At 65.8% G+C, this 26,921-nt stretch carries 21 protein-coding genes; 11 read left to right on the forward strand and 10 right to left on the reverse strand.

Annotated features, from left to right (window positions below):
- Positions 1 to 14 precede the first annotated feature (14 nt).
- Complete coding sequence (locus tag ASF98_RS07920) at positions 15 to 1,598, reverse strand: AMP-binding protein (protein ID WP_055799895.1); 1,584 nt, start codon at positions 1,596 to 1,598, stop codon at positions 15 to 17.
- A gap of 229 nt (positions 1,599 to 1,827) precedes the next feature.
- Between ASF98_RS07920 and ASF98_RS07925 the strand changes: the two genes are divergently transcribed.
- A complete protein-coding gene (locus ASF98_RS07925) occupies positions 1,828 to 2,166 on the forward strand; it encodes a hypothetical protein (protein ID WP_055799898.1) in 339 nt (112 codons plus the stop codon).
- Positions 2,167 to 2,288: 122 nt separating this feature from the next.
- Here ASF98_RS07925 and ASF98_RS07930 read toward each other — a convergent pair whose 3' ends face one another.
- From ASF98_RS07930 to ASF98_RS07945, 4 genes are all read right to left on the reverse strand, one after another.
- Positions 2,289 to 3,812 (reverse strand): dihydrolipoamide acetyltransferase family protein, encoded by a 1,524-nt coding sequence (locus tag ASF98_RS07930; protein ID WP_055799901.1) that lies wholly within the window; start codon positions 3,810 to 3,812, stop codon positions 2,289 to 2,291.
- 53 nt (positions 3,813 to 3,865) lie between these two features.
- Positions 3,866 to 4,846, reverse strand: a complete 981-nt coding sequence (locus ASF98_RS07935) for an alpha-ketoacid dehydrogenase subunit beta (protein WP_055799904.1) — start codon at positions 4,844 to 4,846, stop codon at positions 3,866 to 3,868.
- Positions 4,843 to 6,090: a pyruvate dehydrogenase (acetyl-transferring) E1 component subunit alpha gene (gene pdhA / locus ASF98_RS07940; protein ID WP_055799907.1), complete on the reverse strand. Its 1,248-nt coding sequence runs from the start codon at positions 6,088 to 6,090 to the stop codon at positions 4,843 to 4,845. The genes ASF98_RS07935 and pdhA overlap by 4 nt, the downstream gene beginning before the upstream one ends.
- 149 nt (positions 6,091 to 6,239) lie before the next feature.
- Complete coding sequence (locus tag ASF98_RS07945) at positions 6,240 to 7,358, reverse strand: histidinol-phosphate transaminase (RefSeq protein WP_200939326.1); 1,119 nt, start codon at positions 7,356 to 7,358, stop codon at positions 6,240 to 6,242.
- 60 nt (positions 7,359 to 7,418) lie between these two features.
- Between ASF98_RS07945 and ASF98_RS07950 the strand changes: the two genes are divergently transcribed.
- Positions 7,419 to 7,844 carry a phage holin family protein gene (locus ASF98_RS07950; RefSeq protein ID WP_028271454.1) on the forward strand — a complete coding sequence of 142 codons (426 nt, stop codon included), beginning with the start codon at positions 7,419 to 7,421 and terminating at the stop codon, positions 7,842 to 7,844.
- Between the two features lie 14 nt (positions 7,845 to 7,858).
- On the opposite strand, the gene ASF98_RS07955 is transcribed toward ASF98_RS07950, so the two are convergent.
- The gene (locus ASF98_RS07955) at positions 7,859 to 9,289 is read right to left on the reverse strand and encodes a hypothetical protein (RefSeq protein ID WP_055799912.1); all 1,431 of its coding nucleotides are present in this window, start codon (positions 9,287 to 9,289) and stop codon (positions 7,859 to 7,861) included.
- Complete coding sequence (locus tag ASF98_RS07960; protein WP_235505713.1) at positions 9,289 to 9,594, reverse strand: hypothetical protein; 306 nt, start codon at positions 9,592 to 9,594, stop codon at positions 9,289 to 9,291. Before ASF98_RS07960 ends, ASF98_RS07955 begins: the two co-directional genes overlap by 1 nt.
- A gap of 190 nt (positions 9,595 to 9,784) precedes the next feature.
- Between ASF98_RS07960 and purB the strand changes: the two genes are divergently transcribed.
- The 8 genes from purB to ASF98_RS08000 all read left to right on the forward strand — a co-directional run bounded on the left by purB (position 9,785) and on the right by ASF98_RS08000 (position 22,270).
- Entirely contained in the window at positions 9,785 to 11,227 is a 1,443-nt protein-coding gene (purB, locus tag ASF98_RS07965; RefSeq protein WP_055799917.1) for an adenylosuccinate lyase, read from the forward strand.
- Positions 11,224 to 11,895 carry a histidine phosphatase family protein gene (locus ASF98_RS07970; protein WP_055799920.1) on the forward strand — a complete coding sequence of 224 codons (672 nt, stop codon included), beginning with the start codon at positions 11,224 to 11,226 and terminating at the stop codon, positions 11,893 to 11,895. Before purB ends, ASF98_RS07970 begins: the two co-directional genes overlap by 4 nt.
- Positions 11,896 to 12,017: 122 nt before the next feature.
- Positions 12,018 to 16,871 (forward strand): NAD-glutamate dehydrogenase, encoded by a 4,854-nt coding sequence (locus ASF98_RS07975; RefSeq protein WP_055799923.1) that lies wholly within the window; start codon positions 12,018 to 12,020, stop codon positions 16,869 to 16,871.
- Positions 16,872 to 16,988: 117 nt separating this feature from the next.
- Positions 16,989 to 17,492, forward strand: a complete 504-nt coding sequence (locus ASF98_RS07980) for a GNAT family N-acetyltransferase (protein WP_055799926.1) — start codon at positions 16,989 to 16,991, stop codon at positions 17,490 to 17,492.
- An 82-nt stretch (positions 17,493 to 17,574) separates the two neighbouring features.
- The gene (locus ASF98_RS07985; protein ID WP_082506761.1) at positions 17,575 to 18,009 is read left to right on the forward strand and encodes an acyl-CoA thioesterase; all 435 of its coding nucleotides are present in this window, start codon (positions 17,575 to 17,577) and stop codon (positions 18,007 to 18,009) included.
- A 218-nt stretch (positions 18,010 to 18,227) separates the two neighbouring features.
- Positions 18,228 to 19,289, forward strand: coding sequence for an extracellular solute-binding protein (locus ASF98_RS07990; protein ID WP_442854032.1), 1,062 nt, complete (start codon positions 18,228 to 18,230; stop codon positions 19,287 to 19,289).
- Positions 19,290 to 19,334: 45 nt separating this feature from the next.
- Positions 19,335 to 20,432 (forward strand): ABC transporter ATP-binding protein, encoded by a 1,098-nt coding sequence (locus ASF98_RS07995; protein ID WP_055799929.1) that lies wholly within the window; start codon positions 19,335 to 19,337, stop codon positions 20,430 to 20,432.
- Entirely contained in the window at positions 20,429 to 22,270 is a 1,842-nt protein-coding gene (locus ASF98_RS08000; protein ID WP_055799931.1) for an ABC transporter permease, read from the forward strand. The genes ASF98_RS07995 and ASF98_RS08000 overlap by 4 nt, the downstream gene beginning before the upstream one ends.
- Here ASF98_RS08000 and ASF98_RS08005 read toward each other — a convergent pair.
- The 3 genes from ASF98_RS08005 to ASF98_RS08015 all read right to left on the reverse strand — a co-directional run bounded on the left by ASF98_RS08005 (position 22,260) and on the right by ASF98_RS08015 (position 25,486).
- Positions 22,260 to 23,285 carry an FAD-dependent monooxygenase gene (locus ASF98_RS08005; protein ID WP_055799933.1) on the reverse strand — a complete coding sequence of 342 codons (1,026 nt, stop codon included), beginning with the start codon at positions 23,283 to 23,285 and terminating at the stop codon, positions 22,260 to 22,262. The two genes, ASF98_RS08000 and ASF98_RS08005, sit on opposite strands and share 11 nt — an antisense overlap.
- Positions 23,286 to 23,399: 114 nt before the next feature.
- Positions 23,400 to 24,587 (reverse strand): 4-hydroxybenzoate 3-monooxygenase, encoded by a 1,188-nt coding sequence (locus ASF98_RS08010; protein WP_055799935.1) that lies wholly within the window; start codon positions 24,585 to 24,587, stop codon positions 23,400 to 23,402.
- A gap of 131 nt (positions 24,588 to 24,718) precedes the next feature.
- Positions 24,719 to 25,486: an IclR family transcriptional regulator gene (locus tag ASF98_RS08015; protein ID WP_055799938.1), complete on the reverse strand. Its 768-nt coding sequence runs from the start codon at positions 25,484 to 25,486 to the stop codon at positions 24,719 to 24,721.
- A 136-nt stretch (positions 25,487 to 25,622) separates the two neighbouring features.
- Between ASF98_RS08015 and ASF98_RS08020 the strand changes: the two genes are divergently transcribed.
- On the forward strand, positions 25,623 to 26,900 hold the full coding sequence (locus tag ASF98_RS08020; RefSeq protein WP_055799941.1) for an MFS transporter: 1,278 nt from the start codon (positions 25,623 to 25,625) through the stop codon (positions 26,898 to 26,900).
- The last annotated feature ends 21 nt before the right edge of the window (positions 26,901 to 26,921 follow it).

Raw genomic sequence — 26,921 nt, forward strand, 5'->3', positions numbered from 1 at the left:
CCGGGGATTCCCTGCTAGGGCGTCTTAAGCAGCCTGCGCAGGATCTTCCCGGACGCGGACTTGGGTACCGCCTCGATGAACTCCACCCGGCGGATTTTTTTGAAGGGAGCCACTTTGCCGGCGACGAAGTCCATGACGCCGGCCTCGTCGAGTGTCCCCGCCTGCCCGCCCGGCTGGCGCACAACGAAAGCCATCGGGACTTCCTGGCCGTCGGCGTCGGGCGTCCCGATCACAGCGGCATCCGCGATGCCGGGGTGCGTCAGCAGCAGTGCTTCAAGTTCCGCCGGGGCGATCTGGTAGCCCTTGTATTTGATGAGTTCCTTGAGCCGGTCCACGATGGTCACCACGCCGTCGGCGCGGACGGTGGCGATGTCGCCCGTGTGAAGGAAACCGTCCGCGTCCAGGGTGTCCGCCGTTTCCTCCGGGCGGTTGAGATAGCCCAGCATGACGTTCGGTCCCCGGCACAGCAGATGGCCCGGGGCGCTGGTGCCCTCCGCCGGGACGCCGATGTCCTCACCGGAGCCTGGGTCCACCAGCCGGCATTCCATGTTGGGCACCGTGAACCCCACCGAGCTCACCGGAACGTCGGTGGCGCCCACCGGGATCAGGTGCGACACCGGGCTCATCTCGGTCATCCCGTAGCCCTGCAGCACGCGGCACTGGAGCCGTTCGGCGAGAGCCGCGCCGAGTTCACCGTCCAGCGGCGCGGCGCCCGAGAGCGTCGTGTGGACGGAGCCGAGATCGTATTCGGCAACAAGCGGGTGCTTGGACAGTGCCACGGCCACCGGCGGGGCGATGAACAGGTACGTGCATCTGTGGTCCTGGATGATCCGCAGGAACTCGGCCAGTTCGAACCGGGGCATGGTGACCAGGCAGGCCCGTTCCCGCAGGGCAAGGTTCAGCAGGACGGTCAGGCCGTAGATATGAAAAAACGGCAGCAAGGCAAGGAGCCTGTCCTGGTCCTTCACGTTCAGCAGCCCGCGGGACTGCTCCACGTTGGCCACGAGGTTCCGGTGGCTGAGCTTAACGCCTTTGGGCCGCCCGGTGGTCCCGGACGAATACGGCAGTACCGCCGCATGGGTTGCCGGGTCGAAGGACACGGCCGGAACCGGCGCTCCCGCAGTGAGCAGGTCCTTCAGCGACGGGTGACCTGCGGCGCCGTCGAGCACCACCAGCCGGTCCGCCGGGATTCCGGCGCGTTCGGCGGCTTCCTCGGCCCCCGGGAGCAGCGCTGACACCGTGAACAGCCAGCTGGGGCCGGCATCCTCAAGCTGAAGCGCCAGTTCGTCGGCGGTATAGAGCGAGTTGACGGTGGTGACGGTGGCGCCGGCGCGGAGCAGGCCATGGAAAACGGCCGCGAAGGCCGGGATGTTGGGGCAGAGGATGGCCGCGACCCCGCGCGGGCCCAATCCGCGCGCGGACACGGCCCCCGCCACCGCATCGATCTGCTCCAGCAGCTGGCGGTAGGTGGTTTCCGCGCCGCTCGCGCCGTCCACGACGGCGGTCCGGTCCAGGTCCGCTTCCGTGATGCCGCCGAAGAGGTACTCGTAAAGGCTTTGGTCCGGGATGGCCACATCCGGGAAGGGGCTCGAAAACACGCAACATCTCCTTTGATTTGCTCCAGCAGCCGGCGGCCGGTGACGGCGGCAGCTGGTGCAGCTCTAGTGCGGCGTGTCAAGCACGGAACGTCCCACGCTTGACCGACGTCACTCCCCCTGGTGGGCAGCCTCACCCGTTTTCCGGCGGAATCACGCGGTTTGCGGCGATAAAATTAGAAGGTGCTCGATGGTGCGGACATCCGAGTACCACCGACTTCAGGGGAACATTATGCTGACTCTTCAGCGCCGCCAGCTCGTAGGCCACGACATCCTTCTTGCCCGCCACGGAAATCACATCAGCATGATGCGTGTGGACCGCGCCAATGACAGGGTGATTGCCTTCCTCGACGACGGCTCCACCGACTCCGCACCCAACCTCATCACACCCGGCCTGAACCTGCCGGAGACCATCCGCAGCGTCATTCGCGATGACTGGAAGTTCTTCGCCGTCGTCACCGCGTGCGTCACCGGCTTTTCCGGTCTGATGATCACGGCGGCCGTCGCCTTGAGCGGAATGACTTCCGATCCGGCCCTGGCCCAGATGCTCTCGAACTACCCCGCCTACTAGGCCGCCCCTTTCGGCTGGTACAACAGACGCAGGCTGACTCAACAAACGCAAAAGGAACCCCGTCGCTGACAGCGGCGGGGTTCCCTTGGTTTCTGCTCCGGACTGGTACTGATCCAGCAGTACTAATCCAGCAGGAGGGCCGGCTCCTCAAGGATCGCCGCGACGTCGGCCATGAAGCGCGCCGAGAGATCGCCGTCCACCACGCGGTGGTCGAAGGACCCGCCAAGGGTGGTGATCCAGCGCGGAATGACTTCGCCGTCAAGGACCCAGGGCTTCTGCTTGATGGTGCCGAAGGCCACGATGGCCACTTCGCCGGGGTTGATGATCGGAGTGCCGGTGTCGATGCCCAGCGCGCCGATGTTGGTGACGGTCAGCGTGCCGCCCTGCATCTGGGCAGGCTGGGTTTTTCCCGCCCGGGCAGTGGTGGCCAGGTCGTTGAGCGCCAGAGCCAGTTCCTTGAGCGAGAGGTCCTGGGCATTCTTGATGTTCGGCACCATCAGGCCGCGCGGGGTTGCCGCTGCGATTCCCAGGTTCATGAAGTGCTTGACGTGGATCTCGGCGGCATCGCTGCCGTCGGCGCTGTCCACCCATGTGGCGTTGACGCTGGGGTTGCGGGCGGCTGCCCAGATCACTGCCTTGGCGAGGATCAGCAGCGGGGAGACCTTGATGCCTTCGAAGTCGCGAGAGACCTTGAGCCGCTTGACGAACTCCATGGTTCGGCTGGCGTCGACGTCCACGAAGATGCTGACGTGCGGTGCGGCGAACGCCGACTCCACCATCGCCTTGGCCGTGGCCTTGCGGACACCCTTGACGGGAATCCGCTCGATGCGCTGGTCCTGCGGCCGGCCGGACTTGCCCCAGAAGGTGTCCGCCTTGTCCACTTCGGCATCGCGCTGGGCCTGGTAGCTGACCAGGTCTTCGCGGGTGACTTCGCCTCGTGCACCCGTGGCCACGACGTCTGCGAGGTCGATCCCGAGGTCCCGGGCTATTTTGCGCACCGGAGGCTTGGCCAGGACCTTGTTCACCAGGCCGCTGATGGTGCCGCCGAGGGTCGGGCGCCCCGAGCCTTCCTCGGGGACCGCTCCGGCGTCTGTGACCGTGGGCGCGCCGGCGTTGATCCAGATGCCCTGGGTCTCGACTGGCTCGACTACTGGAACAGGCTCGACCACCGGGGACGGCGCCGCGGCTGATGGCGCAGGGCCCGCCGCGGCCGCAGATGCCTTGCGCGGGCGGCGCTTGACGGCGTCGGCCTTGGGACCCGAGCCAACCAGCGGGCCGACGGCCTTGTCGGAGACACCCGCGGCCTCCGCACCCGAAGCAGGGGCGGCCGGCGCCTGTGCCGGTGTTTGCACCTGTGCAGCTGCGGCGGGAACCGGCGCATCCGCGGGTGTCGGGTCGCCGGACACGGCGTCACTGACGCTGATGATCGGAGTCCCGACGTCGACCGTTACTCCCACGGGCACGAGCAGTTCGGTGACCGTGCCCGCAAACGGCGACGGTAGTTCCACGAGGGACTTGGCCGTCTCGATCTCACACAGAATGTCGTTGATCGCGACGCTGTCGCCGGGCTTGACGTTCCACGAAACGATCTCGGCCTCGGTGAGCCCTTCGCCCACGTCGGGGAGGTTGAACTTGTTTACAGTCATGGGGTCCTCGGTTTGGAAGGCATCGTCAGTAGGAGGCTGTCAGCAGGAAGTCGTCAGTACGCGAGGGCGCGGTCCAGCGCCTCGAGGATGCGGTCGATGTCCGGCAGGTAGTCCTCTTCCACCTTCGCCACGGGGTAGGGCATGTGGAAGCCGCCTACACGGATCACCGGGGCTTCGAGGGACAAAAAGGCCCGCTCGCTGACCCGGGCCGCGATTTCGCCACCGATGCCGCCGAACGTCGGTGCCTCGTGGGCCACGACAAGCCGGCCGGTCTTCTTCACGGATTCCGTGACGGTGTCGAAGTCGATCGGCGAGATGGACCGCAAGTCGATCACCTCCACGCTGTGGCCGTCCTCGGCAGCGGCTGTGGCCGCGGCGAGGGCCACCGGAACCAGCGGACCGTAGGCCGCCACGGTGGCGTCGGTGCCTTCGCGCAGGACGTGGGCCTTGAACGGGTCCGCCGAGGCGCCGGGTGATTCGGTGTCGACGTCGCCCTTGAGCCAGTAGCGGCGCTTCGGTTCGAAAACGATCACCGGGTCCTGGCAGTCGACGGCCTGCTGGATCATCCAGTAGGCATCGTGGGGGTTGGAAGGGGTGATGATGCGGAGGCCGGCCGTGTGGGCGAACAGCGCCTCAGGGGACTCTGAGTGGTGTTCGATCGAGCCGATGCCGCCGCCGTACGGAATGCGGATGACGACCGGCACGGTGAGGTTTCCGTTGCTGCGCGCGTGCATCTTGGCCAGCTGGGTGGTGATCTGGTTGAAGCCCGGAAAAACGAAGCCGTCGAACTGGATCTCGCAGACCGGCAGGTATCCGCTGAGGGCAAGTCCGATCGCGGTGCCGATGATGCCGGACTCGGCCAGCGGGGTGTCCACGACGCGGTCGGCGCCGAATTCACCGATAAGCCCGTCGGTGACCCGGTAGACGCCGCCGAGCGGACCGATGTCCTCGCCCATGAGCAGGGTGCGGGGGTTGTTGTTCAGCGTCGCGCGCAGGCCTTCGTTGATGGCCTTGGCGATGGTCATGGTGGTCATCGGTTGGCTGCCCCGTCTGTATCTGCCTCAACTGTCTCTGATTCGTCGGCGAATCCTGCACTGTATTCCTCGAACCAGGCCAGTTCTTCGGCCACCAGCGGGTGCGCTTCGGCGTAGGTGTTGGCGAACGCCGTCCGGATGTCCGGGGTTTCGAGGTCGTGGGTCGTCTTGCGGACGTAGGCGGCGAGCTCATCGCCGTCTGCCTTAACCTTGGCGAAGAAGTCATCGTCCGCGAGGTTCTCGGCGCGGAGGTACTTCTCGAGCCGTTCGAGGGGGTCTTTCGCCCGCCACTGCGCCTCTTCGTCGGAGCCGCGGTACTTTGTGGGGTCGTCGGCCGTCGTGTGGGCGCCGACCCGGTAGGTGAACGCCTCGATGAGCACGGGGCTCTTCCCTTCGCGGGCGCGCTCCAATGCCCACTCTGTGACGGCATGGACTGCGATGACGTCGTTGCCGTCCACCCGGATCCCCGGGAAACCGTAGCCCTTGGCACGGTCGGCGAGCGGGACGCGGGTCTGAACGGTGCTGGGCACCGAGATGGCCCAATGGTTGTTCTGGCAGAAAAAGACCACGGGCGCGTTGTACGACGATGCGAACACCATGGATTCGTGCACGTCGCCTTCGGAGCTGGCGCCGTCGCCGAAGTAGACCATGACCGCTGCCTTGGGCTCCTGCGGCTGTCCCGGAGTGGCGTTGGCGGCCGCGAGTTTCTGGTCACGCTGGATCCCCATGGCGTAGCCGACGGCATGCGGAGTCTGCGCTGCGAGGACCAGGGTGTACAGGTGGAAGTTGGTGTCCTTGGGGTTCCAGCCCCCGTTGGACACGCCGCGGAACTGGCGCAGCAGCTCGGCGAGGTCGACGTTGCGCGTCAGGGCGACTCCGTGCTCGCGGTAAGTGGGGAAAATGTAGTCCTGCGGCTGGCTGGCCCGGCCCGAACCGATCTGGGCTGCTTCCTGACCCGTGAGGGGTACCCAAAGGGCAAGCTGGCCCTGCCGCTGGAGCGCAGTTGCCTCCTGGTCAAAGCGCCGGATGGCTGCCATGTCGGCGTAGAAACCCCGCAGCTTATCAGCGTCCAGACGGTCGGCGTAGGCAGAGAAGACCGGATCTTCGCCCAAGGTGCCGTCCGGACCCAGGAGCTGGACCATTTGAGTGGGAGGTTCGCCCAGCACGGCCTCGGCTTCCGCCTCGAGCTGGTCATCTACCCCGGTTCCGTCGAACTCGGTAGCGGGCAGGTGTGTGGCGCCCATACCGTCTCCTTGCTTGCCGCTCACAAGAGCGTCGCAATCTCGCTGGGATATATGCCGGATCGGGAATACATTCCTGATCCGGCATATATTTTGGCTTACTGTCCCTTACTTTATCCGCAGTAGGCGGACGCCGGGCGTTATGTTAAGCGCTAGGAACGCCGTGGCGGCTTTGTATAGTTCGCACAGAGCTTGAGGAAACGGCTGTTCGCTTCCTCCTCGCCGATGCTCACCCGGACACCCTCGTTGCCGAATGCCCGCACGGACAGGGCGTTTTCACCCGCCAGCGCGGCGAACTCCGCGCTGTTTTCGCCCAGGTTGAGCCAGACGAAGTTGCCTTGGGCGTCCGGCACGAACCAGCCAAGCTCGCGCAGCCCGGCCGTCACGCGGTCACGCTCGTCCACAAGGCTTTGTACCCTTTCTACAACCTGGCTGAAGTTCTGCAGCGAGGTGACAGCCGCCCGCTCGGCGATCTGCGATACCGAGAACGGCGTGGCGGCCACCCGGAGGTGCTGCGTGAGGTCCGGGTGGGAGACGCTGTACCCCACGCGGAGGCCGGCCAGCCCGTGCGCCTTCGAGAAGGTCCGGAGGACCACCACATTCGGGTGCTTGCGGTACATCTCGATGCCGTCCACGGCGTGCTCGGCGCGCACGAACTCCTGGTATGCCTCGTCAATAACGATGACGACGTCCGAGGGGACGGAGCGAATGAACCGCTCGGTTTCCTCGGATTCGAGGATGGGACCGGTGGGATTGTTGGGGGTGCACAGCAGGATGACTTTGGTTCGCGCGGTAACGGCGGCTGCCATGGCATCGAGGTCGTGGCGGCCGTCGGGCGTCAGGGGGATCCTCACGCTTTCGGCCCCGGCAAGCCCGACACAGATGGGGTATGCCTCAAAAGACCGCCAGGCGTAGATGACTTCATCGGCCTTGCCGTCGTCGTTCTGCCCGGCGAAGGTCACCAGCAGCTGGTTCAGCGCGCCCAGGCTGCCCGCCCCCGTGACGATGTCTTCGGCGGGAACCTGCAGGAATTCCGAGAGCGCCCCCCGGAGTTTCGTACTGAGGGGGTCGGGGTAGCGGTTGAAATCGGTCTGGTCCGCAATGGCCTGCAACACTGCAGGGATGGGCGGAAGCGGGTTCTCGTTGGAGGACAGCTTGTAGCTGGCTAGACCCTCGACGGCGGCGGGAGGCTTGCCGGCGGCATAACGGGGAAGCCTGTCCACGACCGGACGGGGCCTGATTCCCCCGGCGGGGTTCTCTGGTGAAGTCATGCCAACTAGCCTACTTCTCCGGTCCTGCCGCTTTCCTCCGCCGTGTGAAAGCATGGGCCCATGTTTTCTTTCATCGTGCGGGTTCTCATCAATGGCCTTGCCCTCTGGATTGCCAGCTGGATCCTGCCCGGTCTGGACATCTCCACCACCGCAACGACCGAAGCCGTTGCCCAAGGCGGCGTCACGCAGGGAACCGACCCTCTGGGCATCATTCTCGCCTACCTGTTCATCGGCCTGATCTTCGGCCTGGTCAATGCGTTGGTGCGGCCGATCGTCAGCCTGCTGTCGCTGCCGATCACCATCCTCACGCTGGGGCTGTTCACTATCGTCATCAACGCCGCCATGCTGTACCTGACCTCCTGGCTCAGCAGTTACACCCCCGTCCACTTCACCATCGACTCCTTCTTCTGGACGGCGGTTCTGGCGGCCATCATCATCACGCTGGTCTCCCTCGTGGCTGGCAGGATCACGGGCGTCCGCCGCTAAACGGGCTGGTGCAGCTAGCGTGCAACCCACCTGGCAGCACCCAATGGCGGCCGATCCGGCTGGCGGGCAGACGTAACCCGGGGCTCCCGGTTTACGGCGAAACGCGTGGCTGTCCCTGCGCCGCCGACGCCGAGGACTCCGGCCAGGACCGCAGTGTTTGCGACCAAAGAGGGGTCTTCACTGGCGGACACCGCCCTGGCCCCTGCCTCGTAGTTTTCAAGGCTATGGCCGGGCCCGAGCCCGGGGTCTTTGCCTTCCGGGGTGATCACCCGGTCCGTCAACGTGACGGTGACCCTGTCCCGGGTGTCCGGATTCGGAATTCCGTCGCTGCCGGGGACCCAGTCCTGGCGGTGTTCCACATGCAGGGACGTGATTCCGGTTTCGGGGGTAATTCCGCCCACCGGTGATCCGGCCGTGAGGACATACTTCAGGTTGAATTCGGCGAGGAACGCCTTGTCGCTGCTGAGGTTCATGGCATGCACCCCGCCTTGGCTGTAGCCGACAGCGACCACTTGGTCGCCCTTGGAGGCCCCGGCCTGGTGCAACGCCGAGGTGACGGCGGCATTGAGCTGCTCCGAGCCGTATCCCAGCGCCTCCACAATTCCTGCCTCATCCAGCGGGTTCACTCCCCCGGGCGGATCAGTGCGTTGTGTGCCGGGGACGATGACAATGAATGCCTTGTGCCCGCCGTTCCCGACCTGGACCACTTCGATTGTCCCGTGCCCGTCAGCGTCCAGCTCACGGAGCCGGGCAAGCAGCCCGGCTGGGGAGGTATCGACGTCGACGTCGCGCGTCAGTTCCTCTACCGCAGTGACCGGCCGGGGCTTCAGCCACGGAAAGTAGTTCTCCGTCAACCTGCGAACGAAGGCACCCGAGGCTGAAATGTGCCTGCCGGCGGCCAGCTCTGCGGCCAGGGCCCTGGCGAGGTCCTCTTTCGGTGCAATGGTTGCCAGCAGCATGATGGATGCCGGCAGCGCGAGGGCCTCGGCCGCGTCCCGGCTTGGGTAGTTGGTCTTTGTCAGATCCACGAACAACAAGGGCAGGAAGCTCCAGCCGTCCTCCGGCGGGCGGATCCCGGCGGCGGCCAGCGACTCCGCCCTTTCGTAGTCGCGGTGGCTTGCGCGGACCTGATCGCTGAGGTGCTGGAGTCCTTCCCTGACGGCGCGCACCGATTGACCGCCTTCACCCACCGCGATGAGTGCCGCCGTGCCGCTGGGCCGTGGATCGTACTGGTAGGGACACAGCTCTTCCCAGATCCGGCGGACGCCGATTTCGACGGCGGCGAGTTCTTCAGCCATGCCTTCCAGTTCGGACGCACCGGCCATGAGCTCCTCCAGCTGGAAGCGGATTCCGCCCACACCGCCGCGGATCCGCATGCTCCCGTCGGTGGCCGGTTCCAGCGGCCCCAGCGGTCCGCCGCTTCCGGAGGGTGTGGCCGCCGCCATCAGTACCCGCCCCCGGGAGTCCGCTGGGACGAGACAGGGACCTGCTGTGAGTGGCGAAGCACGGCTTCGTAAGCCGCCATCAGCCGCTCCCGTGCCCGGTCCAGCGCGGCTGCCTGCAGCGAGATGGCCGTGCGGTACGCCTGTCCGGCCGGGGACTGCCACTCAGCCAGCTGCACGTGGCGGAACCTGAGCATCGACGTATCGAGGCTGTGGGCGAAGTTGGCGACCCGCCATGCCAGCTGCTGCACTTCGAAGCTCCGCGATCCGCACATGTTGGCATCCGCTGCGGTGATGCTGCCGCTCATTCCAGCTCCCCTGACTTTGTTGTTCCGCATGGTCGGTGATGACGACGCTACGGAGCGGCCCAAGGGCCTGGTACCGCCGACGTCGACTATGTGGAAAACGGGGGACACCCCGGAACCCCGGGCCTGGGGAGGACAAGTCATACGGACTCCGCGCTTAAGGGGCGGCGCGACTTCGTGAAACAATCAGCACATGCCTGAAACTGCCGCCACAGCTGACACCCGTACGCCTTCCGGACGCCTGGCCCTCGCCGCGTCGCCGGACAAGATTGCCCTCGGCCCGCTGGACGGCCGGTACCAGTCCGCCGTAGCGCCCCTGGTGGATTACCTGTCCGAGGCGGCCCTGAACCGCGACCGCGTGGCCGTGGAAGTTGAATGGCTCATCCACCTGACCGGCAACAACGTGCTGCCGGGCGCCGGGCCGCTGACGGCTGAACAGCAGGACCAGCTCCGCGCGATCGTCACCGAATTCGATTCGGCTTCGGTCACCGAGCTGGCCGAAATCGAGGCCGTGACGGTGCACGACGTCAAGGCTGTGGAGTACTACATCGGCCGCAGGCTCCCGGCCATCGGCATTGAGCGTCTGACCGCCATGGTGCACTTCGGGTGCACGTCCGAAGACATCAACAACCTCTCCTACGCCTTGGGTGTCAAGGGGGCTGTGGAGGACGTGTGGCTGCCCGCCGCCAGGACCCTTGTGGCCCAGATCAGCAAGATGGCTGACGACAACCGCAGCGTGCCCATGCTCTCCCGCACGCATGGCCAGCCGGCCACGCCCACCACACTGGGCAAGGAACTCGCCGTCATTGCGCACCGCCTGACCCGCCAGCTGGACCGCATCGCCAAGACCGAATACCTGGGCAAGATCAACGGCGCCACCGGCACCTACGCCGCGCACGTGGCCTCCGTGCCGGGCGCCGACTGGCAGCAGGTCGCGAAGTCGTTCGTCGAGGGCCTGGGCCTGACCTGGAACCCGCTGACCACCCAGATCGAAAGCCACGACTGGCAGGCGGAGCTGTACGCCGACGTCGCGCGTTTCAACCGGATCCTGCACAACGTGTGCACAGACATCTGGAGCTACATCTCCATCGGCTACTTCGCTCAGATTCCGGTGGCGGGCGCCACGGGTTCCTCCACCATGCCGCACAAGGTCAACCCGATCCGTTTCGAGAACGCCGAGGCCAACCTGGAGATCTCCTCAGGCCTGCTTGATGTTCTCGGCTCCACCCTGGTGACCTCGCGCTGGCAGCGCGACCTCACCGATTCCTCAAGCCAGCGCAACATCGGCGTGGCATTCGGGCACTCCCTGCTGGCCATCTCCAACGTGGTCAAGGGCCTGGAGCGCCTGGATGTGGCCGAGGACGTCCTGGCCGCCGACCTCGACACCAACTGGGAAGTGCTGGGTGAGGCGATCCAGATGGTGATGCGCGCCGAAGCGATTGCCGGCGTCGAAGGGATGGAAAACCCCTACGAACGGCTCAAGGACCTCACCCGCGGACAGCGCGTGGACGCCGCCCGGATGCAGGAATTCGTACAGGGGCTGGGCCTGTCCCCCGACGCCGAAGCGCGGCTGCTTGCCCTGACGCCCGGAAAGTACACCGGCATCGCCACCGAACTGGTGGACCACCTCAAATGAGGCTTCTGCTGATCCGGCACGGCCAGACCCCCGGGAACGTGCTGGGCCAGTTGGATACCGCACACCCGGGGCCGGGCCTCACGGAACTGGGCGAGCGCCAGGCCGAGGCCCTGTCGCGTGCCCTGGTGAATGAGCCGATCCAGGCCCTCTATGCCTCCACGCTGATCCGTACACAGATCACGGCTGCTCCCCTGGCGCGGCTGCAGGGCCTCGAGGCCGAGGTGATCGAGGGCATCCACGAGATCGAGGCCGGAGCGCTGGAAAAGCAGACGGACCACGAATCGCACAAGCGGTACCTGGGAACCATATTTTCCTGGGCCGACGGCGACCTGGACCGCCGGATGCCCGCCGGTCCCAGCGGCCGGGACTTCTTCGACCGCTATGACGCCGCAATCGCACAAGTCGCCGACCGGGCAAATGGCCTCGGGGATTCCGCGTCTGTGGCCGTGGTCAGTCACGGTGCAGCCATCCGGGTGTGGGCCGGCCTGCGGGCCGGCAACATCGAACCGGACTTTGCTGTCAGGCACGTCCTGGATAACACCGGCATTGTGGCGCTGGAGGGGGACCCCGACAGCGGCTGGGAGCTCATCCACTGGGACGACAGTCCGGTGGGCGGCCTGGCTCTGGCCGACCCCACAGCAGAGGACCCCGCCGGCGGACCTGCCTGACCACCACACTGCCCGCAGGCACTGGACTGCTCCCCCGAACGCGTTCATGATGAAAGCAGGCGTGGGGACAGGATGGTCGGCCGCGGTGTGCGGTTGCTCCCGCGCAGTGGAGGCGCAGTGGCATGTCACGCAAGGCGGTACACCCCGAGCACGCCCCCGCCGGCGGTCTGTTCGGCGTCGACGAACAGTTCCTCGCGGCCTATTATGAGCACGTAGCGCCGGAGGATCTCCAAGGTTACAGTTCCGAAAACCTGGAACAGCGGGCCCGGCGCCATGCGAAGCTGGCGGACACCCGTCCTGCCGGGACGGCGGCCGTCGACATCCTGAACGAAAGCGACGCGAGTGTCCTGCTCGTGGTTGCCGACGCAATACCCCACCTGCTCCATTCGCTCACCGCGGAGCTGACCCGCCAGGATGAATCCATCCGCTTGCTGGTGCACCCCAATTTCCTGGTGCGGCGGGATCCGCAGACGGCCCGGTTGGTCGAAGTACGTCACGGGCCGCCGCCGACCGGAGCGACGGGCAGCGTCGCCGGCGCCGCGTCCACCGGCACCGCGGCAGCGCACACCGCACGGGACCGGCAGGGGTGGTCGGCCGAGACTTGGGTGGCGGCAGAGATAGGCCGCCTGGCCGGGCCGCGGGCAATCGCGGAGCTCATCGGCAACGTGCGGCGTGTTCTGGCTGACGTTCAATTGGTCGCCGATGACACGCCAGCGATCCACACCAGGCTGGCGCGGGCCGTCAGTTCCCTGGACCGATTGCCTGCCGGCATGGTGCCGACACCTGAGCAGCTCGGGGAACTCCTGACCTGGCTGGACCGTGGCAACTTCATGTTTTTGGGATACAGCGAGTATGAATACCCGACGGCGGGCGGCCCGGATAGCGTCAGGCTGCGGCCCGCCACGGGGCTGGGCCTGCTCAGGGACGGGCGGCCGGAAGCCCTCCAGCCGGTCACCGGCCTCCCACATTCGCAGGTTCTGACAATCGCCACCTCCGACCTGAGATCATCCGTCCCCCGCCCGGCCTACCTGGACGAAATCCTCCTTCGGACCTTCGACACTGCAGGGACTGCAACAGGCGAGGTGCGGTTTGTGGGCCTGTTCGCCCCGGGCGCCACGGGCCGCTCCGTGCGGCGCATCCCGATGATCCGGGACAAGGTCCTTGCTGTCCAGGAACGGTTCGGCTTCACCGAAGCTTCCCATCCGGGCAGGCAGCTGCTGGCGGTCCTTGAGTCGTTCCCGCTGGATGAGCTGTTCCACCTGGACGTGGACGAACTGGCCAGGCTCTCCCGCGAGATCCTGCTCCTGCAGGCGCATCACCAGACACGCGTGTTCCTGCGCCCCGACACCTACGGCCGCTTTGTGTCGGCCCTGGTGTTCCTCCCCCGGCACAGGTACAGCACCGCCGTCCGGCTCCGCATCGAACAGGAACTCAAGCACACTTTCGGGTCCTCATCGCTCGAATTCGAAGTCCGGTTGAGCGAATCCCCCATGGCGCGCGTGTTCTTCCGGATACTCCTGCCTGCCAGCGGCATGTCCGACGTCGATCCGGGCTTAGTGGAGCGGAGCGTTGTCAACGCAACGCGGACCTGGGCCGAAGGCCTGGATGAAACGCTCCGTGACAGGTTGCCGTCCGCCGAAGCCAGCCGGCTGTCGGCGCTGTGGTCTGCCGCGTTCCCGGCCAGCTACCGGGCGGATTTCGAGGTCGAGGATGCCGTGGAGGACATCCGGCGGTTTGAGCAGTTCGATCTCGACGGCGCAGGCGGACGACCGCTGGACGACCCCCAGCTGGCCGTTTACGTCCGGACCGGCGCTTCCCCGACGCTGGCCGAAGACGCACGGATCCGGCTTTACCTGACCACTGCCCACAGCCTGACGCGCATCCTGCCGTTCTTCCACAACCTCGGTTTGGAGGTGCTGAACCAGCGGCCCTTCGACGTGATGCGCGGGAACGGCCGGCCGTTGTTCCTCTATGACCTTGGCGTCCGGTACCCCGCCGGCGTGGATCCGGCCGGGACCAGCGGGCTGCTGGCTGACGCTTTTGGAGCGGCGATGCGCGGGGACTCGGAATCGGACCGGTTTGACGGCCTCGTACTCCGCGAAGGCATCGAATGGCGTCAGGCGGCCATCCTGCGCAGCTATGCCAAGTACCTCCAGCAATTGGGCACCACCAACTCATACGGCTTCATGGCCGATACCCTCCTGGCCAACGTCCGGGCAACCCACGGGCTGCTGGCTCTGTTCCAGGCAAAGTTCGATCCGGACCTGGACGTGCCTGGCCGGTTCCGTGATACCGACGCAGTCCGGAAAGACCTGCTGGCGGCGATCGAGGACATTCCCGTCCTGGACGCCGACCGGTTGCTGCGCACGTTCATGAACCTGGTGGAATCCACGCTGCGGACCAACTACTTCCAGGGGAGACCCCATCTGAGCTTCAAGCTGAACCCTGCCGCCATCGCGAACGCACCGTTTCCCCGCCCCAAGTATGAAATCTGGGTATATTCGCCCCGGGTGGAAGGCGTCCACCTGCGCTTCGGGCCACTGGCCCGCGGCGGGCTGCGGTGGTCGGACCGAAGCGAGGACTTCCGCACCGAGGTCCTGGGCCTGGTCAAGGCGCAGAACGTGAAGAACTCGGTGATCGTGCCCACCGGCGCCAAGGGCGGTTTCTACCCCAAGCAGCTGCCGGACCCGTCCGCGGACCGCGAAGCCTGGCTGACCGAGGGCCTGGAATGCTACCGGATCTTCGTCCGCGGGCTGCTGGATCTCACCGACAATCTAGTCGCGACGGCGCACGGCGAAACAGTGGTGCCGCCGGCGCGGGTGGTGCGTCACGACGTCGACGATTACTACCTTGTGGTGGCGGCTGACAAGGGAACAGCGTCATTTTCCGACGCTGCGAACGCAGTGGCCGGGGAATACGGTTTCTGGCTGGGCGATGCCTTCGCCTCCGGCGGGTCCGTGGGATACGACCACAAGCAGATGGGCATCACGGCCCGCGGGGCCTGGGAATCGGTGAAACACCACTTCCGCAAGCTGGGCGTGGACTGCCAGGAGGAGGACTTCACAGTCGTCGGCATCGGCGATATGAGCGGCGACGTCTTTGGCAACGGGATGCTCCTCTCCCGCCACATCCGCCTGGTGGCCGCCTTCGACCACCGGCACATCTTCCTCGACCCGGACCCCGATGCGGAGGCCTCGCTCGAGGAACGTCGGCGACTCTTTGCCCTTCCACGTTCTTCCTGGGCGGACTACGATCCGGCGCTCATCAGCGAAGGCGGCGGGGTACATTCCCGCCGGGTCAAGGCCATCAGCATCACGGAACAGGTCCGGAGCTCACTCGGCCTGGCCCAGGGGACCCACTCGCTGCCACCCCATGCACTCCTGCAGGCCATCCTCCGGGCACCGGTGGACCTGCTCTACAACGGCGGCATCGGAACCTATGTCAAGGCCTCCTCCGAGGGCAACACGGAGGTAGGCGACAAGGCCAACGACCCCATCAGGATCAACGGCAATGAGGTGAGGGCGAAAGTCATCGCCGAGGGCGGGAACCTGGGAATCACGCAGCTCGGGCGGATTGAGGCCGCACTTTCCGGCGTCCTGCTGAACACCGACGCGATCGACAACTCGGCCGGAGTGGACTGCTCGGACCACGAAGTGAACATCAAGATCTTCGTGGACCGGATGATCGCCGCGGGAAAGATGGCAGTACCGGAACGCGCAGCCTTCCTGCATTCCCTCACCGACGAAGTGGCCCGCCTTGTGCTCGCCAACAACACCGACCAGAACGTCCTGCTCTTCAACGACAGGCACCTGGTGCGCGAGTGGAGCCCGGGCTTCGAACGGACAATGGACTGGCTCGAGAACGCCACGGACCTGGACCGCCGCCTGGAGGGCTTGCCAAGCAACGAGCAACTCGAGGAGCGGCTGCGGTCAGGAAAGACCCTGACCTCGCCGGAACTGGCGGTGCTGGCCGCCTACGCCAAGATCGAGCTGGCGGCGGAGCTCAATGCCAGCGACCTCGCCGAGGACCCGTGGTTCCGGCGCGTCCTGAGAAGCTATTTTCCGCGCCAGCTGTCCGAGCGGTTCGAGGCGGAGCTGGAAACGCACCCGCTGCACCGCCAGATCGTGTGCACCGTTGTGGCCAACGACATGGTCAACCTCGGCGGAATCACGTTCGCGTTCCGCGCCATCGAAGAAACCACAGCCCAGGCCGCAGCCGTGGCCAGGGCCTTCGTCGTGGCACGGGAGGCCTACGACCTGCCGTGGATCGTCAACCGGCTGGCCGCGCTCCCTGCCGGGTATCCCAGTGAACACGCCGCCGAAGCGACCCTGCACATGCGCAGGATCCTGGATCGTGCGACCCGGTGGTACGTCACGCACGACCACCGGGATCAGCCCGTTGCCGAAGCGCTGGGACGGATCCTGCCTACCCTGGAAGTGCTGCGCACCCGAACCGTGGACTACCTCCGCGGCTCCGATCTGGACAGGGTGCAGGAACGGCTCGCCCACTGGGACGCTGTGGGGATGCCCCGGGAGCTTGGCCTGCGCGCCTCGGACCTGCTGGAGAGCTTCGGGCTGCTGGACATTTCCCTGGTTTCCGAACAGGTGCACGAACCGGTCGACACCATCGCCGACGTCTACTACGCGGTGTTCCAGCGGATCGGCGCCGCTAACCTGCTGCTCAGGATCACCGACCTGCCGCGGCAGAGCAAATGGGAGGCACTGGCACGCGCAGCCCTGCGCGATGACGTGTATTCGGCCGTGGCGGACATGACTGTTTCGGTGATGGAGACAACGCAGGTTCCCGACGCCGGCGGTTCTGACGCCGTCGAGCGCATCGTGGCGTGGGAACGCGGGCACCAGGAGCAGCTGGGACGGATCAAGGACACGTTCGCCGAGGTAACCAGGCCGGGCAACGTGGATATCGCTTCCATTTCCGTGGCGCTCAAGCTGCTGAGGACGCTGGTGCGCCGCTAGGACACGGCAGCCGTCCGTGAATCCACAGTTCTCCGGACGCTTACCCGCAGGAAACACCGCGGAAACCGCCCCCTCTTAGGCTTATTTTGCATAACCCTTCGGCGAATCGAGGCAGCGATGCAGACCAACCCCCGTCTCAACATCCGGCAGGTCACTTGGGCCAACCCCGTGGGCGCCGACCTGCGTGCGGCACAGCAGGCAGAACTGGACGCCCGCTTCGGCACGAAGGACCACGAACCCGGCCCTCCGCCGTCGGAAGTGGACACCGCCGTATTCCTGGTGGCCTACGAAAAAAGCTCAGGGCAGCCGGTGGGCTGCGGCGGCCTGAGGATGCTGGACTCCACTACGGCGGAGATCAAACGGCTGTACGTCCTGCCCTACACGCGCGGTTCGGGTGTCGCGAGCTCCATCCTCGCCGCACTGGAAGCGCACGCCTACGGCATGGGCGTCACATCGATCACCGCCGAGGCGGGCTCGGCCCAGCCGGACGGCAGGAACTTCTACCAGAGCTGCGGCTTCGACGAAGTGCCCAACTTCGGGCCCTACATCGGGGTTGAGCACTCCTACTGCTACGCCAAGACCATCGATTCGCACAGCGCCGCCCACACTGCCATGGCCTGACGGCGGAAGGAGCCGGCCACCGCCGTCCCCTGGCGGACCGTCACACTGCGGCTGGCGGCCCGCCGTCGGCTAATCTCGCATTATGGAATCGGCAGACATTACTTTCCGCACGCGCAAATGGGTGCGTCCTGAAGACCTCAATGCCAACGGCACGCTGTTCGGCGGGAGCCTGCTGAAGTGGATCGATGAGGAAGCGGCCATCTACGCCATCCTGCAGCTCGGCAACGGCCGGGCCGTCACCAAATACATTTCTGAAATCAACTTCGTCAGCTCAGCGGTCCAGGGGGACCTCATTGAGATGGGGCTGACTGCCACCCGGTTCGGCCGGACGTCCCTGACCATGCGCGCCGAGGTGCGGAACATGATCACCCGGCAGAGCATCCTCACCATCGAGGAAATCGTGTTCGTAAACCTCAACCAGCAAGGCAAGCCTGAACCGCACGGCTATACCGAGATCACCTACGACCGCGACCGCATCCCCACGCACCACCTGACGGAGACCCTGGAGCAGGACTGACCCCGCCCCCATCCTGAGACGCCGGAAGTTCACCGCACGTTAAAGCCACGGGCGCACGCCGTTGGGGCGCTTGGACCAGACTCGAACGCCGGGGCCGGGTAGTTTATCGAATCGATAGCTATAAACGGCCTTAATCGGCATGAGCCGCTATAGGCTTGCCGGACAATGCTCCGGTTCCAGTTCAGAAATGGGTCTCAATCGTGCACAAACTTAAAACAATGGCTGCCGCCGCCGTCGCCGTCACCCTCCTGGCCGGCTGCGGTGCCGGCGCCGCAGCGCCCGAAGCAACGGGAAGTTCATCCGCCGCCGGGGCATCAGGCGAGACCCTGGTGGTGTACACCAACTCCAACGGAGAGGGCCGCGGAGACTGGCTGACAAAAAAGGCGGCGGACGCCGGCTTCAAGATTGAGATTGTGGGCGCAGGCGGCGCCGATGCCACCAATAAGTTGATCGCCGAGAAGAACAACCCCATTGCCGACGTGGCCTTCGGCCTCAACAACATGTATTTCGCCCAGGTGAAATCAGCCGGCGCCATCGAGGCCTATGAGCCTGCCTGGGCGGGCGAAGTCGACGCCTCGCTCGCCGACAGCGACGACGACAAGGCCTACTGGCCGCTGGTGAAGCAGGCCATCCTGCTCGGTTACAACTCGGACAAGATCACCCCGGAGCAGGCACCGAAGGACTGGACTGACCTGTGGTCCAAGGACGAATTCAAGACTCGCTATGAGCGGGTCACGGGTCTGGGTACGGCCACGGCGCAACTGGTGTTCGCCGGCATTCTTTCGCGCTACAAGGACGATTCCGGCGATTTGGGCATCTCGGATGAGGGCTGGAAGCAGGTGGAGCAGTATTTCAAGAACGGCAGCCCCGCCGTCGCGAAAACCGACCTCTTCGCCCGCATCGCGTCAGGGGATGTGGACATGGGGCAGATGCCCTCCTCGATCGTGGCGGAACGGGAGAAGTCCTTCAAGGTCAACGTCGAAACCGTGGTGCCGTCCGTCGGCGTCCCCCTCGCGGTGGAGCAGGTCGCCCTGGTGAAGGGCACTGACAAGAAGGAGCAGGCACAGAAGTTCATCGACTGGTTCGGCAGCGCCGACGTACAGGGTGAGTGGGCGCAGCAGTTCAATTCAATGCCGGTGAACAAGAGTGCCGCCGCCAAGGCCAAGCCGGAGGTGGTCGAGTTCTTCGACGGGCTGAAGCAGCAGGACATCGACTGGAACTTCGTCCAGGAAAACATGGGGGCCTGGGTGGAGAAGATTGAGCTCGAATACATGACGTAGCCCCTGCCCAGCCCCGCTTCTGCAGTCCCACCAGACAGGTTCCCCATGATCCGCTTGGACAACATCGAAGTTTCCTTCGGCGATTTCATTGCCATCCCGCACCTGGACCTCCACGTCCAACCCGGTGAATTCTTCACGCTGTTGGGCCCGTCGGGCTGCGGCAAAACGACGGCGCTTCGGACGTTGGCCGGATTCATAGAACCCTCCTCGGGAACCGTCCACGTGGACGGGAAAAACGTCACGCGCCTCCCCAGCGACAAGCGCCAGGTGGGGATGGTGTTCCAGAACTACGCCTTGTTCCCCAGCATGAGCGTCCGGGACAACATCGCCTTCGGCCTGCGCGTCCGGAAAGAGAAGTCCGCCGAGAGCGACCGCCTGGTGCGCGATATTGCGCGCCGGGTGGAGCTCAGCGACGAACAGCTGGACAAGAACGTGGCAGAGCTTTCCGGCGGCCAGCAGCAGCGGGTGGCAGTTGCCCGAGCGCTGGTGCTGCGCCCCAAGATCCTGCTGCTCGACGAGCCGCTGTCCAATCTGGATGCCAAGCTCCGGCACCAGCTCCGGCAGCAGCTCAAGGACCTGCAGTCCGAGTTCGGAATCACCACTGTCTACGTGACCCACGACCAGGACGAGGCCCTGGCCATGAGCGACCGCGTCGCCGTCTTCAACAAGGGCGTCGTGGAGCAGGTGGGCACTCCCCAGGACATCTACGACAGGGCAGCCACGGAATTCGTGTGCAACTTCATTGGCGACAGTTCCCCCCTGACCGCGGAGTTCGTAGCTGAAATGAACCGGCTCGCGGGTGCAGGTCTCAGTGTGACAGCCAACTCCTACCTGCGGGTGGAAAAGGCGTCACTGACCCGCCCCGCAGACGGCGGCACAGCCGTCGGGCTCACCGGAACCGTGGTGTCCCGGACCTATCACGGCCTCCACAGCCGCTATGTAGTCCGGAGCCATGGCGCCGACATCCGGCTGCTGGTCAAGGAGGACGGCGGCGTGCATCCCGAGGCGGGTTCGGAGACGACCGTCTATGTCCAGCCGGGTCATGTGCTGCAGTACCACCCAGACACCGGTGCCGCACTGCAGGATGCCGCACCGGCCGGGCAGGATCAGCCCGGCCGGGATCAGGCGGCGGCCCTCCGATGAGCAGCACCCCCGCCAGGACCATGCTCCGTTCACCGTTCATCATCATCGTGGGAACGGTCCTGACGTGGTTCATCGCAGCCTTCCTCGTCTGGCCCAACGCGAACGTGCTGATCGAAACCTTCTTCCCCGGCGGGACCTTTTCGGGCCGGGCGGCGGAGAAACTCCTATCGTCCCAGCGGGCCATGAAATCCTTGGGCAACAGCTTCCTGCTGGCCGTGGCACTTTCCATCACCGTGAACGTTGTGGGCATCTTCATCGTCCTCGTGACCCATTACTTCAGGATCCGCGGTTCCCGGATCCTGTTCCTGGGCTACGCCACGACCTTCATCTACGGCGGCATCGTGCTGGCGGCGGGCTACAAGTTCATTTATGGCGACAAGGGAATCGTCACCGCCTTCCTGCTGAACATCTTTCCCGGCATGGAGCCCGACTGGTTTTCGGGATTCTTCGCCGTGCTGGCGGTCATGACCTTCGCCACGACCACCAACCACATGCTCTTCGTCGCCAACGCCCTCAAAGGCGTCGATTACCAGACCATCGAAGCGGCCAGGAACCTTGGCGCTTCCACCTGGACCATCCTTCGGCGCATTGTGCTGCCCATGCTGAAGCCCACGCTCTTTGCCGTCACCATCTTGTCTTTCCTCACCGGCCTGGGAGCACTCAGCGCGCCGCAGGTCCTCGGCGGACGCGACTTCCAGACGATCACGCCTATGATCCTTACTTTCACGAATAGCCCCACATCACGGGATCTGGCGGCCCTGCTAGCCGTCATCCTGGGCGTAGCGACCATGCTGATGCTCGCTGTGATGTCCCGCCTGGAGAAGGGCGGGACCTACTTTTCGGTGTCCAAGGTTTCCTCCGCTCTGCAGAAGCAGAGGATCACCAATCCTGCAGCCAACATTGCCGTGCACGCAGCCGCTTACCTGCTGTTCGCGGTCTACACCCTCCCGGTAGTGCTGATTGTGCTGTTTTCCTTCGCGGACGGCGCCGCCATCCAAACCGGCCAGCTCTCGCCGGGCAGCCTTACGATCGACAACTACGTGCGCGTACTGACACAGCCCGCGGGCTTGCGGCCTTTCATTGTCAGCGTTATCTACAGCGCCCTGGCGGCGGCCATCGCTGTGGGCGGCCTGCTCTTTGTGGCGCGGATCCTTCAGAAACACAAAAACTGGGTGACTGGCCTCTTCGAGTACCTGCTGCACATCCCCTGGATCCTGCCGTCGGCTTTGCTCGCACTGGGATTGATCATCAGCTACGACCACCCGAACCCTCTGGTCGGCGGCGCCGTACTTACCGGAACCACAGTCATCCTCCTGATCGCGTTTGTCACGGTCAAGATTCCCTTCACGCTCAGGATGCTCAAGGCCTCGTTTGCGTCAATTAATTCTTCTCTGGAAGAGGCGGCAACGATCATGGGGGCGAAGACGATCTATGTGTTCCGCCGCATCCTGCTGCCTCTGGTCCTGCCCGCTGCGGCGGCCATTGCTGCCCTCAACTTCAACAGCATGCTGGACGACTACGACACCGCCATCTTCCTGGCCCACCCGCTGGTCCAGCCCCTGGGCCTCGTGATCAAAGCCAACACGGACGGCGCAGAAGGCGTCGACGGCGTTTCCAACACCTTTGTTTACACAGTGCTGCTGATGGTCATCACCGGGCTGACCATGTACCTGGTGTACGGGCGGTCCGGCAGCCGGCCTGGCGGACGCCACGGCTCCAAGCGCGGCAAGCGCGGCACACCAGATGCTGATGCTGGCACTGCGGTGCCCGTCGGTTCACCGGCGACGGAGGCAGCGGGCGCCAAGGTGTCGACGGCGAGCGGCGGGCTTACCGGCTGAGCCGCCCGGCCACGCTGAGAATCCTGTCCCTGAGCGGCTGGGCGGATTCGGCGAGGACGAGCCGGGTCATTGCCGACGACGCCACCCGCAAGGCCTGGCTGCGCAACACGCGCCGTTTGTTGTACGTCTTGAGCGCCTCCGGAAGCGGCCGGGAGTTGAGCAGTTCCGCGAGTGTGACGGAGTCAATCAGGGCCTCGCAGGCCCCACGCCCGAGATTGGGCGTCATGCCGTGGGCGGCATCTCCCACCAACACGGAGCCGCCCCGCACGTAGCTGCGCAGGGCCGGCACGGTCCAGATCCGCTGGGCGAGGGTCCCCTCCGGTGTTGCCCCCGCCAGGACACTGACGATTCCGGCCGCTTTTCCGGAAAACCGACGGCGGGTGTGGTCCAGCGCCGCTTCGACGTCGATGCCGCCCGGCCCCAGGTCTGACCGGTAGGAGGCGTACCAATACGTCCGCTGCCGGGAGGCCGGCGCGATGCCGAACAATTCGCCGCGGCCCCAGTATTCGCCGCCACTGTCGGCGGGCACAGGTTCGTGGATGACGCCGCGCAGCGCGAGGTAGGGGCTGAGCCGCTCCCGGGACCGCGGACCCCAGCGTGCCCTGCGGACCACGCTATGCACGCCGTCGGCCCCGACCAGCACGCCGCCGTCGGGGAGCGAGGCCACCGCCCCAAACACGCGGGTTACCGAATCCGGCACGGCGGCGTCCAGGTGCCGAAGCAGGTCCGCCCGTGAAACGCCGATGACACCGGCTACCTCGGCTCGAAGCCAGGCTGTCCCGGCAGCATCCCGCAGGGCCATGCCTTCGAAGGCGGAGCCTGCCGCCCGGATTTCCGGCAGGATCCCGACGGAGTCGAGGGCGTGCTGGGCCTGGGGCCACATAGCCAGGGACGTTTCCACTGCCGGCACGGCGTTCCGCTGCTCGTGAACGGTTACGTCGAAGCGATCCGGGTCAAGCGTCGCCGCTAGTGCCAGCCCGGCAATGCCCCCGCCGACGATGGTGATGGCGTACATGCACCGAGTCTACGGCGGACCCGTCAGGCGGACCCGTCAGGCGGACCCGTCAGGCGGACCCGTCAGGCGGACCCGTCAGGCGGCCCCGTCAGGCGGACCCGTCAGGCGGCCCCGTCAGGCAGACGGCCAGCCGGTGTAGGCCTCGGCCAGGTACGCCCTGCCATGGCGGGATGAGACCACCGAGTTGAGTTCGCCGAGCTGGCGTGCGCGGGAAAAGTCATCGGCATCCACCGGCGTGTGGAGCATGGAGGTCATCCAGTAGGAGAACTGCTGGGCCTTCCAGACGCGCTCCAGGGCGCGGTCGCTGTAGGCGTCCAGCAGTGCCGTGGAACCGCCCTTGTAGTAGCTTTCCAGGCCTTCGAAGAGGACCTTGACGTCGTGGATGGCAAGGTTGAGCCCCTTGGCCCCGGTGGGGGGCACGGTGTGGGCGGCGTCGCCGGCCAGGAAGAGCTTGCCGTGGCGCATGGGGGCGTGGACGAAGCTGCGGAACTTGAGCACCATCTTGTCGATGACCGGGCCTTCCTTGAGCTCGAATCCGTTGCCGTTGACCCGGCTGCGGAAGGCGTCCCAGATGCGGTCCTCGCTCCAATTGTTGACGTCCTCGTTGGGATCGCACTGGAAGTACATCCGCTGGACGGTCTCGGTCCGCTGGCTGATCAGGGCGAAGCCGTTGTCCGAGTTGGCGTAGATGAGCTCATCGGAGCTGCGGGGAGCCTCGGCCAGGATGCCGAACCAGGCGAAGGGGTATTCGTGGAAGTACCACTTGCGGTCCGCCTCGGGGATCTGGAAGCGGCAGTGGCTGCGCGAACCGTCCGCGCCGGTAATGAAATCAGCCTGCAGCTCGTATTCCACGCCGTCAGCGTCCGTGAACCAGACCTTCGGCGATCCCTCGATGTCGTGGATGGTGGTGTCGGTGACGCTGTAGCGGACGTCCCCGCCGTCGGCCTCGCGGCGTGCGGCCAGGTCCATGAACACGTCGGTCTGCGGGTACAGCCACACCGACTCCCCCACCAGGTCCTTGAAGTCGATCCGGTGGCTTTCGCCGTTGAAGCGCAGCTCAATCCCGTCGTGCCGGTCGCCGTCCCGCAGCACCCGGTCCGAGACGCCGCTGTCCACCAGCATGTTCACGGTGCCATGCTCCAGGATGCCTGCGCGGACCGTCTCCTGGATTTCCTGCCGGCTGCGGATTTCGATGACGGTGGATTCGATGCCGGACTTGGCGAGCAGATGGGAGAGCATCAGTCCTGCCGGGCCGGCGCCCAGGATGGCCACTTGGGTGGTGATGACTTTTCGGGCTGCCATGGTGTTTCCTCGCTTCGTTGCGGGGCCCGGCGGGGGTTCCGGGACCTGTTGGATCGTCTGGCTACAGTGTGCTCCCGGCCCAGTGATCCGCGTTACAAGGATTCCGTTGAATGGAATCCTGCGGGGCCCATCTAGTCCCGCCCCTCCGGAAGGCTTTGCGATTCAGCGAGGCGCCGCCCTATTCCGCGGGCGGCGGTCTGCAGCGCCGGCACCAGCGCCTGTAGGCGCACCTCGCGCAACGGAACCACGACGCCGATCGCGGCCACCGTCCGCTTCTTGCGGTTCATGACCGGGACGGCAATTCCCCAGGTGTCCGGATCCACCACGCCGGCCAGCTGGGCGTACCCCTGGTGTGCGGCCTCCCCCAGCTGGATGCGGAGCTCTTCCACCGTCAGCCTGCCGGCCGGATCCGTGAAGCCCGCCAGGTATTCCGCCTGGACCGCGCGGGGCTGGTTGGCCATCAGCACCAGTCCGGCGGAGGACACATGCACCGGCATCCGGCCGGCCACCTGTGCCCGGTTGGCCACCGAGCCTCGCCGCGACAGACGCTCCACAAAGAGGGCCTCCCAGCCGTCCAGCACGGCGAGGTTCACGTTCTGGTTGAGCACCTGCTGGATGTCCTCCATGAACGGCATGGCAGCCCGGCGCAGTTCCAGTGTGGGCGAATTGCGGTTCACCAGTTCCCACAGCCGCAGCCCGAGCTGTACCGAGCCGCCGGACCCTACATCCAGGAGCCCGTGTCCCGCCAGCTGCCGCACCAGCCTGTGAGCCGTGGTGAGCGGAAGCCCGGCCCGGGCCGCGAGTTCGGAAAGCGGCAGGACGTTGACACCGTCCGGAAAGGCGGCGATGACGCGGACCACGCGGTCCACCACTGAGTCCCCGGAGCCCGAGTTGGCCACATTTCCCCTTCCATTGAATGGTTTGAAGTGTCCCACACAACAGGGGCCAGTGGTACAAATCTCAGGAGAGGGAACCTTCGGTCCCGGCCGGTGCCACGGAGAAACCAACCGGCAAGAAATCAACTCTGAGGTAGCAATGTCAACGACGTCGTTGGAAAACAAATCACGCTGGCCCGTCTGGCTGTGCTGGCTGGCCATGGTCCTGGACGGCTTTGACCTGGTGGTGCTCGGCACCGTCATCCCCACCCTCATCAAGACCCACGACCTCGGCTTCGACGCCGTCGGCGCCACGTTCGCCGCAACGATCTCACTGGTGGGCGTAGGGCTGGGAGCGCTGTTCATTGCGCCGCTCTCGGACCGCTTCGGCCGGCGGAACCTGCTGGTTGCCTGCGTGACGTGGTTCTCCATCTTCACGATTGCCGTGGTCTTTGCCCCCAACGTTGCCGTCTTCAGCATCTTCAGGCTGCTGGCGGGGCTGGGGCTGGGTGCCTGCCTCCCGGCCGCCCTGGCATACATGAACGACTACGCCCCCGCAGGCTCGGCCGGTAAGTCCACCACGCGGACCATGACCGGCTACCACGCCGGAGCCGTGGCCACGGCCTTCCTGGCGCTGATGGTCATCCCGGACTGGCGCATCATGTTCGTGGTTGGCGGTGTCGCCGGCTTCGCGCTGGTGCCGTTCCTGTGGTTCAAGCTGCCGGAAACGCTGCCCGCGGTTGTTTCCCTGCCGGCGCTCTCTCCGGCGTCCGGCACCCATCCCGCCAAGGCCGCTGAGCCCGCCGTCGAAGAACGCGCCAGCTTCCGGGACCTCGGCCGGAAACCGTACCCCCTCGTTGCGGCAGGCATCGCCGTCGCCTCCTTCATGGGCCTGCTGCTCGTGTACGGGCTGAACACCTGGCTGCCGCAGCTCATGTCCTCCGCCGGTTACACGCTCAGCGCAGGACTCTCCCTGCTGCTTGTCCTGAACGTGGGCGCGGTGGTTGGCCTGGTGGTGGCCGGCATCCTGGCCGACAAGCATGGAACCAAGAAGATCGTGCTTCTCTGGTTCTTCCTCTCCGCCGTCTTCCTCGCAGCGCTCAGCGTGAAGATCCAGAATGAACTGCTCCTGAACGCGGCCGTGTTCGTGACCGGCGTCTTCGTCTTCAGCTCACAGGTGCTGGTGTACGCCTGGGTCAGCCAGCTGTTCCCGGCCCGGCTGCGCGGCACCGCACTGGGCTTCGCCGCAGGGGTCGGACGCCTCGGAGCCATCCTCGGCCCGGCCGTGACGGGCACCCTGGTGGCCGCCGGAATCGCCTATCCCTGGGGCTTCTACGTCTTCGCCGGCGCGGCCGTCCTTGCCGTGGCGGCGCTCGTCCTGGTGCCGCAGGCGGTCACCGCAGCGGCAGGCAAGCGGACCGCCGTCGGGCCTTCCTAACGCCCGGGCGCTCCAAGCGGC

The organism is Arthrobacter sp. Leaf337 (genome assembly GCF_001423745.1).
Taxonomy (GTDB): domain Bacteria; phylum Actinomycetota; class Actinomycetes; order Actinomycetales; family Micrococcaceae; genus Arthrobacter.